This is a genomic window from Lentzea tibetensis (assembly GCF_007845675.1).
GTDB lineage: Bacteria > Actinomycetota > Actinomycetes > Mycobacteriales > Pseudonocardiaceae > Lentzea > Lentzea tibetensis.
Genome location: NZ_VOBR01000001.1, coordinates 189,530 through 205,976, shown reverse-complemented (window position 1 = coordinate 205,976; position 16,447 = coordinate 189,530). Strand labels below are relative to the sequence as shown.

The 16,447-nt window shown below is 69.2% G+C and carries 10 protein-coding genes; 8 read left to right on the top strand and 2 right to left on the bottom strand.

Going from position 1 to position 16,447, the window contains the following annotated elements; translation table 11 throughout:
* Positions 1 to 82 precede the first annotated feature (82 nt).
* The 6 genes from FKR81_RS00880 to FKR81_RS00855 are packed head-to-tail and all read left to right on the top strand — an operon-like array spanning position 83 to position 9,132.
* Complete coding sequence (locus tag FKR81_RS00880) at positions 83 to 1,558, top strand: sugar ABC transporter ATP-binding protein (RefSeq protein WP_146348937.1); 1,476 nt, start codon at positions 83 to 85, stop codon at positions 1,556 to 1,558.
* The gene (locus FKR81_RS00875; RefSeq protein ID WP_146348936.1) at positions 1,555 to 2,520 is read left to right on the top strand and encodes an ABC transporter permease; all 966 of its coding nucleotides are present in this window, start codon (positions 1,555 to 1,557) and stop codon (positions 2,518 to 2,520) included. Before FKR81_RS00880 ends, FKR81_RS00875 begins: the two co-directional genes overlap by 4 nt.
* Positions 2,517 to 3,491 (top strand): ABC transporter permease, encoded by a 975-nt coding sequence (locus tag FKR81_RS00870; RefSeq protein WP_146348935.1) that lies wholly within the window; start codon positions 2,517 to 2,519, stop codon positions 3,489 to 3,491. Before FKR81_RS00875 ends, FKR81_RS00870 begins: the two co-directional genes overlap by 4 nt.
* Positions 3,427 to 4,602 (top strand): ABC transporter substrate-binding protein, encoded by a 1,176-nt coding sequence (locus tag FKR81_RS00865; RefSeq protein ID WP_146348934.1) that lies wholly within the window; start codon positions 3,427 to 3,429, stop codon positions 4,600 to 4,602. The genes FKR81_RS00870 and FKR81_RS00865 overlap by 65 nt, the downstream gene beginning before the upstream one ends.
* Positions 4,603 to 4,615: 13 nt before the next feature.
* On the top strand, positions 4,616 to 5,458 hold the full coding sequence (locus tag FKR81_RS00860; RefSeq protein ID WP_146348933.1) for a sugar phosphate isomerase/epimerase family protein: 843 nt from the start codon (positions 4,616 to 4,618) through the stop codon (positions 5,456 to 5,458).
* 47 nt (positions 5,459 to 5,505) lie between these two features.
* Positions 5,506 to 9,132: a ThuA domain-containing protein gene (locus FKR81_RS00855; protein ID WP_146348932.1), complete on the top strand. Its 3,627-nt coding sequence runs from the start codon at positions 5,506 to 5,508 to the stop codon at positions 9,130 to 9,132.
* On the opposite strand, the gene FKR81_RS00850 is transcribed toward FKR81_RS00855, so the two are convergent.
* Positions 9,122 to 11,197 carry an alpha-L-fucosidase gene (locus FKR81_RS00850; protein WP_146348931.1) on the bottom strand — a complete coding sequence of 692 codons (2,076 nt, stop codon included), beginning with the start codon at positions 11,195 to 11,197 and terminating at the stop codon, positions 9,122 to 9,124. The two genes, FKR81_RS00855 and FKR81_RS00850, sit on opposite strands and share 11 nt — an antisense overlap.
* Positions 11,198 to 11,376: 179 nt before the next feature.
* A complete protein-coding gene (locus FKR81_RS00845; protein WP_146348930.1) occupies positions 11,377 to 12,942 on the bottom strand; it encodes a PKD domain-containing protein in 1,566 nt (521 codons plus the stop codon).
* 452 nt (positions 12,943 to 13,394) lie between these two features.
* Here FKR81_RS00845 and FKR81_RS00840 point away from each other — a divergent pair, with 452 nt between their 5' ends.
* Both FKR81_RS00840 and FKR81_RS00835 read left to right on the top strand, forming a co-directional pair.
* Positions 13,395 to 14,933, top strand: coding sequence for an FG-GAP-like repeat-containing protein (locus FKR81_RS00840; protein WP_186762675.1), 1,539 nt, complete (start codon positions 13,395 to 13,397; stop codon positions 14,931 to 14,933).
* Between the two features lie 23 nt (positions 14,934 to 14,956).
* Positions 14,957 to 16,438 carry an FG-GAP-like repeat-containing protein gene (locus tag FKR81_RS00835; RefSeq protein ID WP_146348929.1) on the top strand — a complete coding sequence of 494 codons (1,482 nt, stop codon included), beginning with the start codon at positions 14,957 to 14,959 and terminating at the stop codon, positions 16,436 to 16,438.
* Positions 16,439 to 16,447 lie beyond the last annotated feature (9 nt).

The following is a 16,447-nucleotide window of genomic DNA, read 5'->3' as shown; positions in this document are numbered from 1 at the left end:
TTATCACTCGATTGCGACTTTTGGCGGATCGTGCAGAAGTTCTGCTTGACGTGAGCAGATCGTCGGACCATCGTTGCGTTCCATGGCCGCGCCGCTGCTCGCCATGAGGAACGTGTCGAAGAGCTTCTTCGGCAACGAGGTGCTGTCCGGCGTCGACCTCGACCTGCGACCGGGTGAGGTGCACGCGCTGGTCGGCGAGAACGGCGCGGGCAAGTCCACGCTGATGAAGATCCTCGCCGGGGTGCACGAACCCGACTCGGGCGAGATCGAGCTGGGCGGCGAACAGGTGCGGTTCTCGCACCCCAGCCAGGCGCAGGTGGCCGGCGTCGCGATCATCTATCAGGAGCTCACGCTGCTCGGCGAGCGCACGGTCGCCGAGAACGTCTTCCTCGGCCGCGAACCGTCCCGCTTCGGCGTCATCGACCGGCGCAAGATGGAGACCGAGACGACCCGGCTGCTCGAGGAGCTCGGCGAGAGGTCCTTCACCTCGCGCAGGCTCGTCCGCCAGCTCTCCGTCGCGCAGCAACAGGTCGTGGAGATCGCCAAGGCGCTGGTCGTGGACGCCCGCGTGGTCGTCATGGACGAACCGACGGCGTCGCTCGCCGACCACGAGGTCGAGCTGCTCTACAAGCTGATCCACCGGCTCCAGGCGCGCGGCATCGGCGTCCTGTACGTCTCGCACCGCCTGCGCGAGGTCTTCGACCTGGCCCAGCGGGTCACCGTGCTCAAGGACGGCCGCCTGGTGTCCACAACGGACACCGAGGCCATCGACATCCCCGGCCTGGTGCGGCTGATGGTCGGCCGCGACCTGGAGTCGTTCTTCCCGCCGAGGGAGTCCGACATCGGCGACGTGCTCCTCGAGGCGAGCGGCGCGGGCCACCGCAGGCTGCGCGACGTCGACCTCCGGCTGCACGCCGGTGAGATCGTCGGCGTCGCCGGGCTCCAAGGCTCCGGCCGCACGTCGCTCGCCCGCGCGCTGTTCGGCGTCGAGCCGTTCACCACCGGGGAGATCAGGGTGGACGGGCGCAGAACGCGGATCACCTCACCCCGCCGCGCGATCAAGGCCGGGCTCGGCTACGTCACCGAGGACCGCAAGTCCGAGGGACTCGCGTTGCGGCAACAGGTGCGGCACAACGCTTTGCTGGTCGCGCACGCGCTGCACCGGTCCGCGGGCGTCTCGGTGTCCGAGCTGCTCACCTCCGTGGAACTGACCGGTGGACCGGACAGCGCCAGTCGTGAGGTGCGCTTCCTGTCCGGCGGCAACCAGCAGAAGGTCGTGCTGGCCAAGTGGCTGGCCGTGCGACCCCGCGTGCTGATCTTCGACGAGCCGACCAGGGGCATCGACGTCGGCGCCAAGTTCGCGATCTACACGCTGATCAGGGCGCTGTCGGCGCAGGGCGTGGCCATCCTGATGATCTCCTCCGAACTGCAGGAGCTGATCGGCATGGCCGACCGGATCCTGGTGATGCGCGACCACCGGATCGTGGCCGACCTGCCGGGTGACTCGACCGAGGAGGCGATCATGCACGCCGCCGTCCACGAGGAGGCCGCGCCATGACGGCGATCGCCGCACGGGTCAGGTTGCCGTCCGGCGGCGGTGTCCACCTCGCGTTGGCACTGGTGCTGGTGATCGGTGCCGTCATCGTGGCCGTCGACGGCGGGAACCTGTTGTCGCAGCCCAGCATCACCGGCATCCTGCACCGCAGCGCCGCGCTCGGCATCGTCGCGGTGGGCCAGACGATCGTGCTGCTCGTCGGCTCGCTCGACCTGTCCGTCGCGTACCTGATCAGCCTGTGCTCGCTGGTCGCCGCCGAGACGATGGCGGGCCAGGAGGGCATGGTGCTGCCCGCGGTGCTCGCCGTGCTCGGCGTCTGCGTCGTGGTGGGCCTGGTCAACGGACTCGTCGTGAGCCTGTTGCGGGTCAACGCCTTCATCGCGACGCTCGGCATGGCGTTGCTGCTGCGCGGCGTGATCGACGACCAGTACGACGGGCCCGCCGGCCAGGTCGCCCAGGGGTTCCAGCGGATCGGCTACGACCGGATCGGGCCGATCCCGGTGGCCGCGCTGCTGATGGGCGCCGTGGCGCTGGTGGCGTGGTTCGTGCTCACCCGCACCAAGCTCGGCTACCGCATCTACGCCGTGGGCGGGGACGTCGAGGTGGCGAGGCTCTCCGGCATCCGCACCGCGCCGGTCGTGGTCACCGCTCACGTGTTGTGCGCGGTGTGCGCCGGGGTGGCCGGGCTGTTCCTGGCGAGCAGGCTCGGCGCGGGCACGCCGACCGTCGGCACCGACGGCGGCTACGACCTGGAGTCCATCGCGGCGGCCGTCCTCGGCGGCACCGCGCTCGCCGGCGGCAAGGGGGGAGTGGTCGGCACGATCAGCGGTGTCCTGCTGCTCGCCGTGCTGGACAGCGTGTTCAACGCGCTGGAGGTCGACCCGTTCTTCAAGAACGTCGTGCGCGGCACCGTGATCATCGTGGCGGTCGCCGTGTACGCGGTGCGCACGAGGAGGCCGCGGTGAACCGGTCGCTCGTCCCCGTGCTCGGCGTGCTCGCGGTGCTGCTCATCGCGATCGCCTTCGTCAACCCGAACTTCGTCGACCCGCCGGTGTTCCTGGCGTTCCTCAAACGCGCCGCGCCACTGGCGTTGCTCGCGGCCGGGCAGTACTTCGTGATCGCGTCCGGCGAGTTCGACCTGAGCGTCGGCTCGCTGATCACGGCCGAGGTGGTGATCGCCGCACGGCTGATCAACGGCGACGCCGACGCGACCTGGTGGGTGATCGTGCTGCTCCTGGTGATCGGCGCGCTCACCGGCCTGGTCAACGGGACCATCACCACCCGGTTCGGCGTCCCGTCGTTCATCGCGACGCTCGGCATGCTGCTGATACTCGAGGGCGCGGTGTTCCTGTGGACCGACGGCGCACCGCGCGGTGCGCTGTCGGACGAGTTCCGGATGTTCGGCCGCAACAACGTCGTCGGCCAGATCCCGTGGTCGGTGGTGATCCTGCTGCTGCTCGGCGTCGGCGCGGTGCTGCTCATGCGGTCCGACTTCGGCCGCACCCTCATGGCCACCGGCGACAACGCGAGAGCGGCGGCGCTCGCCGGGGTCCGGGTGTCGTGGGTGCGGACGACCGCGTTCATCCTCTCCGGACTGTCGGCAGCCGTGGCGGCGGTGCTGCTCGGCGGGTTCGGGGGAGTGTCGGCCCAGGTCGGCAGGGGAATGGAGTTCGCGGCGATCACGGCCGTCGTGCTCGGCGGCGTAGCGCTCGGCGGGGGACGCGGCAGCGTCGTCGGCGCGATGGCCGGCGCGCTCACCGTGGAGTCGTTGTTCACGTTGCTCAACCTGCTCGGCGTCTCCGGTGCGCTGGAGTACGCCGTGCAGGGCTTGATCATCATCGCCGCCGTCGCGTTCACGTCAAGGAGGACGGATGAACATCCGAGGCCTGGTCGCGGCATTCGCCGCGGTCGCGCTCATCACAGCGTGCTCAAGTGACCAGCCGACCGCACAGGTGGGAGGTGGGTCGACGAAAGCCGAGAGCCCCTCGGAGTTCTTCGACCAGGCCGAGTACGACCGTCAGCTGGCCATGAGGAGCAAGCAACCGGTCGGCCCCGCGGACAAGCCGTGGGAGCAGGCGATCGAGCCGCAGATGGTGGACACGGCCAAGTACAAGAAGGACGGCCCGTACAACTTCTGCTTCTCCAACGCCTCGGTCGACAACCCGTGGCGGCAGGTCGGCTGGAAGACCATGCAGGCCGAGGTGAAGCTGCATCCGGAGATCGCCAAGTTCACCGCGCTCGACGCGGAGGCCAAGGACGACAAGCAGATCTCCGACATGGCCGAGCTCGGCTCGCAGGGCTGCAGCGTGCTGATCGTCTCGCCGAACACCACGGCCACGCTGTCGCCTGCCGTCGAGCAGGCGTGCAAGACCGGCGTGCCGGTCGTCGTGTTCGACCGCGGCGTGCGCACCGACTGCCCGGTCACCTTCATCAACCCGATCGGTGGCTACGCCTTCGGCGCCGACGCGGCCGAGTTCATCACCGGCAAGGTCAAGGAGGGAGGCAAGGTGCTCGCCCTGCGCATCCTGCCGGGCGTGGACGTGCTGGAGAACCGGTGGGCCGCGGCGAAGCTGGCGTTCGACAAGAGCAAGCTGAACGTCGTCGGCGTCGAGTTCACCGACGGCGACCCGGCCAAGACCAAGAGCATCGTCAGCGACTACCTGCAGCGGCACGGCAAGCTCGACGGCGTGTGGATGGACGCGGGCGCGACGAGCGTGGCGGCCATCGAGGCGTTCGAGGACGCGGGCCAGCCGGTGCCGCCGATCACCGGTGAGGACCAGCAGGACTACCTGCGCAAGTGGAAGGACGCCAAGCTCACGGCGTTCTCCGCGACCTACCCGACCTACCAGTGGCGCACCCCGGTCATCGCCGGGCTGAAGATCCTGGCAGGCCAGGAGGTTCCGAAGCAGTGGAAGCTGCCGCAGCCGACGATCACCTCCGACAACATCGACCAGTACCTGCTGCCCGGCATGCCGCCGCTGCACTACGCGCTCTGCGGCTGCAAGGACATGCCCGGCTATCCGCAGAACTGGGGCGGCACGAGCTGATGCGGGCCGACTGATGTGGTCCATCGGAGTCAGCACCTGGGTGTGGCGGTCCCCGTTGACCGACCACTGGCTGGCGGAGCTGGCTCCGCGCGTGCGCGGCTGGGGTTTCGACGTCATCGAGCTGCCGGTGGAGCAGCCAGGTGACTGGGACCCCGGCCGCGCCTCAGCGCTGCTGCGCGAACTGGGCCTCGGCGCGACCGTGTGCCTGGTGATGCCGCCCGGACGCGAGCTGGTCGCCGCGGACCGGGCCACGATCACCGAGACCCAGGACTACCTGAGGCACTGCGTGGACGTCGCGAAAGCCGTGGGCAGCGAGGTGATCGCCGGGCCTGCCTACTCGTCGGTCGGACGGACCTGGCTCGCCGACCCCGGCCCGCTGTACGAGGAGCTGCGGACCAACCTCGCACCGGTCGGCGAGTACGCGGCCGAACAAGGGATCCAGGTCGCCGTCGAACCGCTCAACCGCTACGAGACGAGCCTGGTCAACACGGTCCAGCAGTGCCTCGAAGCACTCGGTGAGCTGCCCGGCTGCGGCATCGCGCTGGACACCTACCACCTGAACATCGAGGAGTCCGATCCCGTGGCCGCGATCAGGGCCGCCGGACGGCACATCGCACACGTCCAGGTGTGCGCCAACGACCGCGGCACGCCCGGCGACGACCACCTGGACTGGCCGGGCATGCTCTCGGCGCTCGCGGACACGGGCTATCGCGGCCCGCTGTGCATCGAGTCGTTCACCCCCGACAACAAGACCATCGCGACCGCCGCGTCGATCTGGCGTCCGCTCGCGAGGAGCCAGGACGCGCTGGCCGTCGACGGACTGGCCTTCCTGCGGGAAGCCGTCACGAAGTTCTGAAATCCCCCGCCGCCGCCTGAACCGCACGGTTGAGGAGGCAAGTCGCCATGAGAACTGCGATGTGCGCCGCGCTGCTGGTCGCCGCGACGCTCGTGCCCGTGCCAGCGGCTTCCGCGCACGGGGTGAACCCGGCCGACTTCCAGCAGGTCGAGCTGGCCAGGGGTGAGCCCGAGATGGGCGAGCCCATGTCGCTCGCGCTGCTACCGGACCGCTCCGCGCTGCACACCGCGCGGAGCGGAGAGGTGCGCCGGACCGACGCGAACGGCAACACCAGGGTCATCGGCACCCTGCCGGTGTACCGGCACGACGAGGAAGGCGTGCAGGGCATCGGCGTCGACCCCGGTTTCTCGTCCAACCGGCACATCTTCATCTACTTCGCGCCACCACTGTCCACACCGGATGGTGAAGCACCGAGGGAGGGCACGGACTTCTCCGCGTGGAAGGGCGTCAACCGGCTGTCGCGCTTCACGTTGCGCCAGGACTTCACCATCGACATGGGCAGCGAGGTGCGGGTGCTCGACGTGCCGGCCGACCGCGGCATGTGCTGTCACGTCGGCGGCGACATCGACTTCGACGCGCAGGGCAACCTGTACCTGTCCACCGGCGACGACTCCAACCCGTTCGAGTCCGGCGGCTACGCGCCGCTCGACGAGCGCACCAACCGCAACCCCGCGTTCGACGCCCAGCGCAGCTCGGCCAACACGAACGACCTGCGTGGGAAGCTGTTGCGCATCAAGGTGAACGCCAACGGCAGCTACTCCATCCCGGCGGGCAACCTGTTCCCGCAGGGCACCGCCAGGACCCGCCCGGAGATCTACGGGATGGGCTTCCGCAACCCGTTCCGGTTCATGGTCGACAAGCCGACCGGCGTGGTCTACCTCGGCGAGTACGGACCGGACGCGGGCGGGCCCGACCCCGACCGCGGCCCGTCGGGGATGGTGGAGTTCAACCGCATCACCGGTCCCGGCAACTTCGGCTGGCCGTACTGCGTCGGCACCAACACCCAGGACGAGGCGTACGTCGAGTACACCTTCCCGAACGGGCCGTCCGGCTCCCGGTACAACTGCGGTGGCCCGACCAACAACTCCTTCCGCAACACCGGGCTGTCGACGCTGCCCGGCGCGAAGTCGTCGTGGATCAAGTACGACGGCTGCTCGGTGCCCGAGTTCGGCTGCGGCTCCGAGTCGCCGATGGGCGGCGCGCTCTACCGCTACGACGAGAACCTGAACTCGTCGATCAAGTTCCCGAAGGACGTGGACGGGCACTACTTCGCCGCCGAGTACGGCAGGCGCTGGCTGCGCATGATCGACGTGAACGCCAACGGCTCGGCGGGCCAGATCTCCCAGTTCCCGTGGCGCGGCACGCAGATCATCGACACCGCCTTCGGCCCGGACGGCGCGCTGTACGTGCTGGACTACGGTACCGGCAGCTTCGGCGGTGACGAGAACTCCGCGCTGTACCGCATCGAGTACCGCCCCGGTTCGGGGAAGGCGCCCACCGCCCGCGCCACCGCGGACAAGACGTCCGGCAAGGCACCGCTGACCGTGCGCTTCTCCTCGGCCGGCTCGTCCGACCCCGACGGCGGCGCGCTGAGCTACAAGTGGGACTTCGGCGACGGCACCTCGTCCACGGCCGCGAACCCCACGAAGACGTTCACCGCCAACGGACAGCGGATCGTGACGCTCACCGTCACCGACCCGACCGGGCTGACCGGCAGCACGAACGTCGTGGTCACGGTCGGCAACACGGCTCCGACGGTGACGTTGCGGACACCGGGTGACGGCAGACTCTTCGAGTTCGGCGACACCGTCCCGTTCGAGATCTCCGTCAGCGACCCGGAGGACGGCGCGGTCGACTGCTCGAAGGTCAAGCTGACCTACGTGCTCGGGCACGACAGCCACGGCCACCCGATCACCTCGCGCAACGGGTGCACCGGCTCGATCACCGTGCCCGTCGACGGTGAGCACGACACCGCGGCGAACATCTTCGCGGTGTTCGACGCCGAGTACACCGACAAGGGCGCCAACGGCCAGCCGCCGCTGACCACCCACGTCAAGCACATCGGCCAGCCGAGGCACCGTCAGGCCGAGCACTACAACAACTCGTCCGGCGTCCAGCTGTACAACAAGGGCGAGGCCGAAGGCGGGAAGACCGTCGGCGACATCCACAACGGCGACTGGATCTCGTTCACGCCGTACGCGCTGTCCGGCGCGACGGACTTCAAGGCGCGCGTGTCGTCCGGTGGTTCGGGCGGCAAGCTGCAGGTGCGCACCGGTTCGCCGACCGGAGCCGTGCTCGGCGAGGTCGACGTCCCGGTGACCGGCGGCTGGGAAGACTTCGTCGACGTGTCCACCGGCCTTTCCAGCAACGCGAGCGGCACCCTCTACCTGACCTTCTCGGGTGATGGGGGCGCGCTGTTCGACGTCGACTCGTTCACCTTCGAGGGCAACGAGACGAGCGCCGCGGCCGACGTCCTGGTGTTCTCCAAGACGGCGGGCTTCCGGCACGACTCGATCGAGACCGGGGTGCAGGCGATCCGCGAGCTCGGCCAGGCGAACGGCTTCTCCGTCACCGCGACCGAGGACGCGGCCGCGTTCACCGCGGCGAACCTGGCGAAGTACGAGGCCGTCGTGTTCCTCAACACCACGGGCGACGTGCTGAACCCGACGCAGCAGGGCGCGTTCGAGGCCTACATCCGCAGCGGTGGTGGGTATGCCGGCGTGCACGCGGCGGCGGACACCGAGTACGACTGGCCGTTCTACGGCAACCTGGTCGGCGCGTACTTCAGCGGGCACCCGCCGATCCAGCGCGCCACGATCAAGGTCGAGAACCGGGGGCACCCGGCGACCGCGCACCTCGGCAAGACGTGGTCGCGCGTGGACGAGTGGTACAACTACGGCACGAACCCGCGTGCCACCGCTCGTGTGCTGGCCACTTTGGACGAATCGTCGTACTCGGGTGGCGACATGGGCGACCACCCGCACACCTGGTGCAAGACGTACTCGGGCGGCCGGTCGTTCTACACCGGCAACGGCCACACCCGCGAGTCGTACGCCGAGCCGGAGTTCCGCACCATGCTGCTCGGCGGGATCCGTTACGCCGCGGGGCTGGTCGACGCCGACTGCCGTCCGGAGAACGGCTACCGCGCGCTCTACGACGGGTCGACGGCGGGCTGGGCGCAGGCCGGGCCGGGCGGGTTCCGCAACGCCGACTCGACGCTGACGTCGTTCGGTGGCATGGGGTTGTTCTGGCACCAGACCGAGCTGAGGTCGTACTCGCTGAAGCTCGACTGGAAGATGCGCGGCGACTCGAACTCCGGTGTGTTCCTCGGTTTCCCGGCGAGCACCGACCCGTGGTCGGCGGTGGACAACGGCTACGAGGTGCAGATCGACGCGACCGATTCCCCTGACCGCACAACGGGTGCGGTGTACGGGTTCAAGTCCGCCGACGTCGCCGCGCGCGACCGGGCGCTGAACCCGCCGGGGGAGTGGAACACCTTCGAGCTGCTCGTCCAGGGCGAACGGCTGCAGGTGTTCCTCAACGGGGTCAGGGTGAACGACTTCACCAACACCGACCCCGCGCGGTCGCTCGTGTCCGGGCACATCGGCATCCAGAACCACGGCGACCGCGACGAGGTGGCGTTCCGCAACGTCCGGCTGCGGGCTATTGGGTAGCGAACACCTCGACCTCGGCGAGCGACAGCACCACCGCTCCCGACTGCTGCACCATCACGTACCTGCCGTTCCGGCCGACGGGGAGCCTGGTCGGGCTCCCCGCCTGGCTGGTCTGGTGGGTGCTCCAGACACCGGGCGTTCCCGCCTGCTGCTCAGGGGACTTGGTGGTGTCGAACGGCCGGTCGGACACGAAGACCCAGTAGTCGGAGAGCCGGTCGCCGCAGCAGTCCGTGCGGTTGTGCACGGTGACCGTGCCGATCTGCTGCGACGAACCGAGGTCGACCTGCCACCACGGCCGGGGATCGGGTTCGGTGTCGGACGTGTGGGTCACCGAGTTGCCCCAGAAGCTGCCGTCGGTGTTGCCGTCCACGGCACGGCCGGCGGCGGCGCCGAGGTGGTGGGTCGTCGACTGCCTCGCCGGTTTGCCGAGCGCGAGGTTGCTCGGCTGACCGTCCTGGTGCGCGGAGACCGTGGCGATGGCGGGGCGTCCGCGCGCGCCGGTGACGCGCAGGCGCAGCTTGTCCGTGGTGACGGGCCTCGTGAGCTCCAGCAGGCGCTTGTGGCCGATGGTGGTGCCGGTGCTCACCTGCTGCCAGCCGGACCCGTTCCAGGAGTCGACGGCGAAGGAGGTGACCCGCTGGCCGACACCGAGGTTCTCCTGGACTCCGATCACGCTGACCTTCCTGGCCGCGCCGAAGTCGACGACCAGCGACCCCGTCTTGCCGGTCGGCTGCCACGACGTGCTCGCGTCACCGTCCACGGCCTTCGCGGGCGTGTTGCCCGGTGTGTTGGTGGTGCCGCTGTCGTTGGTCGCGCGTGCGCCCCTGGCGTGGTCGGCGCCGAAGACGTCGGAGCGCCACCGGGCGAACTCGTGCAGCCGGTCGACGTCGTCACCGGGGAGCCGGCCGGTGTTGTCCGGTGCGATGTTGAGCAGCAGCTGGCAGTTTCGGCCGACCGAGCCGAAGTAGACGTCCTGCAGCCAGCTCAGCGAGTTCGGCTGCTGGTTCTGGTGCCAGAACCAGCCGGGCCCGAGGTGCGTGTCGCACTCGGCAGGCAGCCACTTCACGTAGTCCCAGCGCGGCGTTCCGTTGGAGTTCCGTTGCGTCAGCAGGCCGTTGCTGCCGAGGTCGCCCGCGCCGTTGTCGTCCGGCTTGACGAGGCGGTCGGGGTCCGCGGGGCCGTTGAACGGCAGCACGCTGTGCTCGGTGACCCGGCCGTAGCCGCTCTCGTTGCCGACCCAGCGCACGTCGGGGCCGCCGTCCTGGAAGATCACCGCGTCCGGCTGGAGCGTGCGGACCATGCGGATCCAGTCCGCGTACACGAAGCTCTCCTTGCCTCCGCCGACGGCGTCCGCGCCGTCCCACCACACCTCGTCGATCGTGCCGTACTCGGTGAGCAGCTCGTAGAGGGTGTTGAGGTAGAAGCGGTTGTAGTCGTTGGCGCGGACGTTGAACCTCGGTCCGTCCGGCCGGGTGCCGTCCAGGCCGGGTTCCGGGATGACGGTGTCGACGGACCGGCTCCCGTTGCCGAACCGGCCGCCCGGCTGCGCCTCGTGCAGGTCGGCGGGCGAGAGGTAGAAGCCGACCTTCAGGCCGTACTTCTTCGCCGAGTCCACAAAGGACCTGACAACGTTGCCGTCACCGTTCTGCCACTCGCTCTCCTTGACCGAGTGGTTGCTGTAGCGGGTGGGGTACAGGAGGAAGCCGTCGTGGTGCTTGACGGTGAGGATGGCCTGCTTGAAGCCGGTGTCGCGCAGCGTGCGCATCCACTGGTCGGTGTCGAGCTGGGCGGGGTTGAAGACGTCCGGGTCCTCGGTGCCGGTGCCCCACTCGCGGCCGGTGAAGGTGTTCGGACCGAAGTGGTGGAACGAGGTCAGCTCCATGCGCTGCCACGTCTGCTGCCGCTCGGACGGGACGACGTTGCCCGCCTTCTCGAGTATCTGCTCGTCGCTGTCACCCGGCGAGATCGCGATGACCTCGGAGGGGGCGGCCTGCGCCGCGGCGCCGGTGGGAGAGCAGAGCGCGCCTGCCAGCAACAGCGCGATCACGCCGGGGTGGGCCCTCATGTTCGGACTCCCGTCTACTCGCAAACATTGGATGTATGGGAGTAGAGCACCGGTTCGTTCCGGAATCAACGGAGGTCGTCAGAACTACTCCAGAAGCGCGAAAACTGTTTGTGTCAAAGGAAAAGCGACGCTGCCGTGGCAGCGCCGCTGGGGTTCTCTACGCTTCTGGCGTTGTCAGGTCATCCGATGACTGTCGGATTTCCCTCCTGGAGCGTGCGGTCGTCGACGATCACGCGCGGGATGTGCGGACCGGCGTCGGTGTAGACGTGGGAGGTCGTCGGCTCGTCGGTGACGCGCATCGTGCCGTCGCCGAAGAACCAGCGGAACGTGCTGCCCGGCTTGGCCGTCAGGTGCAGCGTGTCGCCGTCCCTCGTCGTCGTGAGCGGCACGTCGTCGCCCGGCAGGCCGAACCAGCCGCGCAGTCTCGGGTTGAGCAGGAAGCTCTCCGCGTACCGGCGCGAGCCCGCGGTGTTGGGGTGCGCGAGCGCGGCGGTCAGGCACTGCGGCGGGGTGGGGCTGAACTCCGGGCAGGCGTGGCGTCGCAGCACCGAGATCGGGTCCTCGGTGGGGAACTGCCACACCTGCGGGTTGCTGGCGAACGCCGCGTTGTCCACGGTGAACAGCCCGTCGCCCGCGACCGCGTACGGCGTGCCCGACGCCGCGTTGGCCTCGTCGACCGCGCGCCGGTACTCCGCCGCCGAGTACCGGGTGAACTGCTCGTAGCGCAGCGGCGCCCGGCCGATGCGCTGCACGCACTCCTGCGCGACCGCCGCGGTGAACCCGCGGTCGGTGCAGTAGCTCGTCGGCGGCTTGCCGCTCGCCCGGCTCAGCGCGTAGTAGAAGTCCGCGACGAGCACCTTCGGGTGGCCCGGCAGGGAATGCGCTTTCTCGATGGCCGCCTTGATCCCGCGGCCGCCGTACCCGACCTTCGCGCCGCTGAAGTACGGCACGTCCTCGGCCGGGTTCGTCGCGGCCGCGCCGACACCGCCGCACTCACGTCGCACGGCGTTCGGCACGTCCTCGGTGCCGGGCGTGATGCCGAACGGGATGCCCAGCAGCGGGTCCATGTCGTTGATGCAGCCATTGAGGATCACCAGGTCGATGTCCTGACCCGCGGCGCCCGCTCGTTCGAGCTGGCAGAACACGTCCGGCATCTGCGCGGTGACCTCGCCGAGCTCCATCTCGCCGTCTTGGTCCGGGTCCTGGAGGTACGCCTCGTCCAGGCAGCGCCTGTCGTCGTTGCCCTTCGGCAGTTCCGGCGCGTCGAGCACGGCGCCGGAGATCGAGTAGTCCCGGTGGGTGTAGCCGCGACCGGTCTGCTCGCCGAGCAGCTTCGCGGTGAGCCGCGGGAACTTCTTGTCCGGCTCGACGCCCTGGTTCCACACCACCGAGTCGCCGACGGACACGACGTTCACCGGGTCGCACGTCGGCGGCACGTCCTCGCGCCACACCGGGCCGAACGCGCCGCCCGGCCTGCGCGCGTCGACCAGCACCTCGCCGGTTCCCACGGGGAGCGTGAACTCCGCTCTCGCCACGGACCGGTCCATCGACACCGTGCCCGTCTTCGTTTCGCCGCCTAACCGGACGCGCCACTCCACCTGCGTCGACAGGCCTGTCGGGTGGTAGATGCTCACCCGGCCCGGCGCGGGTTTCCCGCAAGCCGGGGTGATGTCCACGTCGAGCACCAGCGGGTCGCCGCCGGCGCTTGCGGCCGCGGGGGCGGCTGTCGCCACCACCACCGCCATTGAAACCATGATCGCCCTCATGGCCTCCGATCATCCCGGCTGAACGGGCTCCGGTCGCTGTGATTTACGATACGCGACAGTTTCGTAAACAGGGTTGGGTGGGGCTGGTCGCCGCGGGGTTGCCGGGCTTCGCCCGGACCACGAGTGATGCCTCCTCCGTCGGCGTCACTCGTACCGAGATTTTGGGTGGCTTGGCACCGTGGTCCGGTCCGGTGGTCGTCTTTCGTTGTTCTGGTCGCGCTGAGTCCGTGGTTGCCGGTCCGTGGCCGGCCTGGTCTCTTCTTCCGTGCATCCCGCCTGCCGTTGTGCCTCTTTCCCGATGGCCTGTGGTTCTCCGCCGGGCGGGCGCCCGCGCCCGGCGGGCAGGCGCGGGACATCGGCCGGTGCCGCTGAGCTGCCGCTCGCAGGGCGTTCGCAGAATTCCTTGAGAACCCGCCCCTAGCGTTCTCACCATGACCGCTAGAGCACTGGCAGCGGGCCTCGCGGCCGCGCTGTCGATCATGTTCGCGTCGGCGGGTGCCGCGCACGCGGACACACCCGGCTACATCAACTCCGTCGCGGGGCACGCGCAGGCCGAGAAGGCCGAGTTCACCGTGCCCGCGTCCGTCAGCATCGCCCAGGCGATCCTCGAGTCCCGTTCGGGCGAGAGCAAACTCGCCCGTGAGGACAACAACCAGCACGGCCTGAAGTGCGCCGCGGCCGACCGGCCCGGTCCGATCGCCATCCGGTGCCGCGCGTACCAGACGCAGGAGTGCACGCCCGGCTGCCACACGGTGACCGCGTACTTCCGCGTGTTCGCGAACGTGCGCGACTCGTTCCGCGACCACGGCAGGCTGCTCACGTCGAGCCCGTCGTACGCGCACGCGCTGCCGTACCGCAACGACCCGGACCGGTTCGCCCGCGAGATCGGCAAGGTCTACGCGACCGACGGCAGCTACGGCGAAAAAGTCGTCAAGCTGATGAAGGACCACAACCTCTACCGCTTCGACAGCGGCGGCCCGCCGCCGTCGGGGCCTGCCGAGCTGATCATCAGCAGTGGCAACACCGACTTCACCGGTGACGGCAAGGAAGACATCGCGACGTTCACCCGTGGCAGCACCGCGGACGCGTACGTGGCCGCCTCCACCGGGTCCGGCTTCAGCGGCACGTCGCAGAAGTGGCACGACTGGTTCGCCGCGGGCAGTGAGATCCCGCTGACCGGTGACTTCAACGGTGACGGCAAGGCGGACGTCGCGACGTTCACCCGGGGCACCACCGCGGACGTGTTCGTGGCGCTGTCGACCGGGTCCGGCTTCTCGGGCACGTCGGTCAAGTGGCACGACTGGTTCGCGATGGGCTCGGAGATCCCGGCCGTCGGCGACTTCAACGGCGACAACAAGGACGACATCGCCGTGTTCACTCGGGGCGACGCCGCCGACGTGTACGTCGCGCTCTCGACGGGGTCGAGCTTCAGCGGCACCTCGTTGAAGTGGCACGACTTCTTCGCCGCCGGCGCGGAGATCCCCGCGATCGGTGACTTCAACGGTGACGGCAAGGACGACATCGCCACCTTCACCCGCGGCGCCACCGCCGACGTGTACGTCGCGCTCTCGACGGGGTCGAGCTTCAGCGGCACCTCGTTGAAGTGGCACGACTGGTTCGCCGCCAGCTCCGAGATCCCGGCGATCGGGGACTTCAACGGTGATGGCAAGGACGACATCGTGACGTTCACCCGCGGCGACACCGCGGACGTCTACGTGGCCTTGTCCGACGGCGGGAAGTTCACCGGCACCACCGTGAAGTGGCACGACTGGTTCGCGATGGGCGGCGAGGTGCCCGGTGTCGGCGACTTCAACGGTGACGGCAAGGACGACATCATCACCTTCACCCGCGGCCCGGCCGCGGACGTCTACGTGGCCACCTCGACCGGTTCCGGTTTCACCGGCACGTCGCAGAAGTGGCACGACTGGTTCGCCTACGAGGGCGAGATCCCGGCTCCCGCAGTTCTGTGAATCACGCAAGAGGGGGAAGACCAATGCTCAGGAAGAAACTGCTCGCGGTCGCGGTGGGCGGCCTCGCCGCGCTGACCGTGGCCACCGCGTCCCCGGCGAGAGCCGCCGACGCGACCGGCGACGTGTACGTGTCGCTCTCGGACGGCACGAAGTTCGTCCAGAACTCCTGGAAGTGGCACGACTGGTTCGGGCTCGACAACGAGGTCGTCCAGACCGGCGACTTCAACGGTGACGGCAAGGACGACGTCGTCACGTTCACCCGAGGTGACGCGGGGAAGACCTACGTCGCGCTGTCCGGTGGCGGAGGGTTCGGGCAGAGCGCCGTCTGGCACAACCACTTCGCGGTGGGAGCCGAGACCCCGCTGGTCGGTGACTTCAACGGTGACGGCAAGGACGACGTCGTGACGTTCACCCGCGGCACCGCGGGCGACGTGTACGTGTCCCTTTCGGACGGTGGGAAGTTCGTCCAGGACGGCTGGAAGTGGCACGACTGGTTCGCGATCGGCGGCGAGGTGCCGCTGGTCGGTGACTTCAACGGCGACGGCAAGGACGACATCGCCACCGCCACCCGCGGCAACACCGGTGACGTGTACGTCGCGCTGTCGACCGGTTCCGGCTTCGTCGGCACGTCGCAGAAGTGGCACGACTGGTTCGGCATCGGCGGCGAGATCCTCGACATCGGTGACTTCAACGGTGACGGCAAGGACGACATCGTCACCTTCACCCGCGGCGACGACGCCGACGTGTACGTGGCGCTGTCGGACGGCTCGAAGTTCATCGGCACCACGCAGAAGTGGCACGACTGGTTCGCGATGGGCGCCGAGGTCCCCGAGGTCGGCGACTTCAACGGTGACGGCAAGGCGGACATCGCGACGTTCACCCGCGGCGGTGCGGCGGACGTGTTCGTGGCGCTGTCGGACGGCGCGAGGTTCACCGGCACGTCGGTCAAGTGGCACGACTTCTTCGCCGCCAACAACGAGACGCCGCGCATCGGCGACTTCAACGGCGACCGCAAGGCGGACGTCTCGACGTTCCTGCTCGGCGGCTCCACGTCGCTGCGCACGCACATCGGCAACATCGCCCGCGGCGAGGTCGGCGTCGGCAAGCCGCAGTGCGAGAAGTACGGCCCGTGCGTCAAGTACGACTGGTGCGCCATGTTCGCGACCTGGACGTGGGAAGCGGCCGGCATCAAGGGTGTTCCGCGCGGCCAGTGGGTCGCGACCTCGCTCGGCACGTGGGGCCAGCAGCGCGGGCTGTTCAAGCCGCGTTCGTCCGGGGTGGGCAACCCGGCGGTCGGCGACTGGGCGGTGTACGGCGCGCCCGGCTCCGGTACCGGCGGGCACGTCTCGGTGGTCGTCGCGGTCAACGGCAACGGCACCATCACGACGGTCGACGGCAACAGCACCGGTGAGCGCGTGACGCTCAGGACGATCAACCCGGCGACCGCCCGCGCGGGCAGCCGCAACGTGCTCATCTCCGGCTACGTCAGCCCGCCCGGCGCCTGAAAGGTGACC

Bases quoted from the DNA above. Each gene is read 5' to 3' on its own strand.
- FKR81_RS00850 (WP_146348931.1), bottom strand. From the start codon at position 11,197: ATGAGGGCCCACCCCGGCGTGATCGCGCTGTTGCTGGCAGGCGCGCTC.
- FKR81_RS00875 (WP_146348936.1), top strand. From the start codon at position 1,555: ATGACGGCGATCGCCGCACGGGTCAGGTTGCCGTCCGGCGGCGGTGTC.
- FKR81_RS00880 (WP_146348937.1), top strand. From the start codon at position 83: ATGGCCGCGCCGCTGCTCGCCATGAGGAACGTGTCGAAGAGCTTCTTC.
- FKR81_RS00865 (WP_146348934.1), top strand. From the start codon at position 3,427: ATGAACATCCGAGGCCTGGTCGCGGCATTCGCCGCGGTCGCGCTCATC.
- FKR81_RS00860 (WP_146348933.1), top strand. From the start codon at position 4,616: ATGTGGTCCATCGGAGTCAGCACCTGGGTGTGGCGGTCCCCGTTGACC.
- FKR81_RS00840 (WP_186762675.1), top strand. From the start codon at position 13,395: ATGACCGCTAGAGCACTGGCAGCGGGCCTCGCGGCCGCGCTGTCGATC.
- FKR81_RS00835 (WP_146348929.1), top strand. From the start codon at position 14,957: ATGCTCAGGAAGAAACTGCTCGCGGTCGCGGTGGGCGGCCTCGCCGCG.
- FKR81_RS00855 (WP_146348932.1), top strand. From the start codon at position 5,506: ATGAGAACTGCGATGTGCGCCGCGCTGCTGGTCGCCGCGACGCTCGTG.
- FKR81_RS00845 (WP_146348930.1), bottom strand. From the start codon at position 12,942: ATGGCGGTGGTGGTGGCGACAGCCGCCCCCGCGGCCGCAAGCGCCGGC.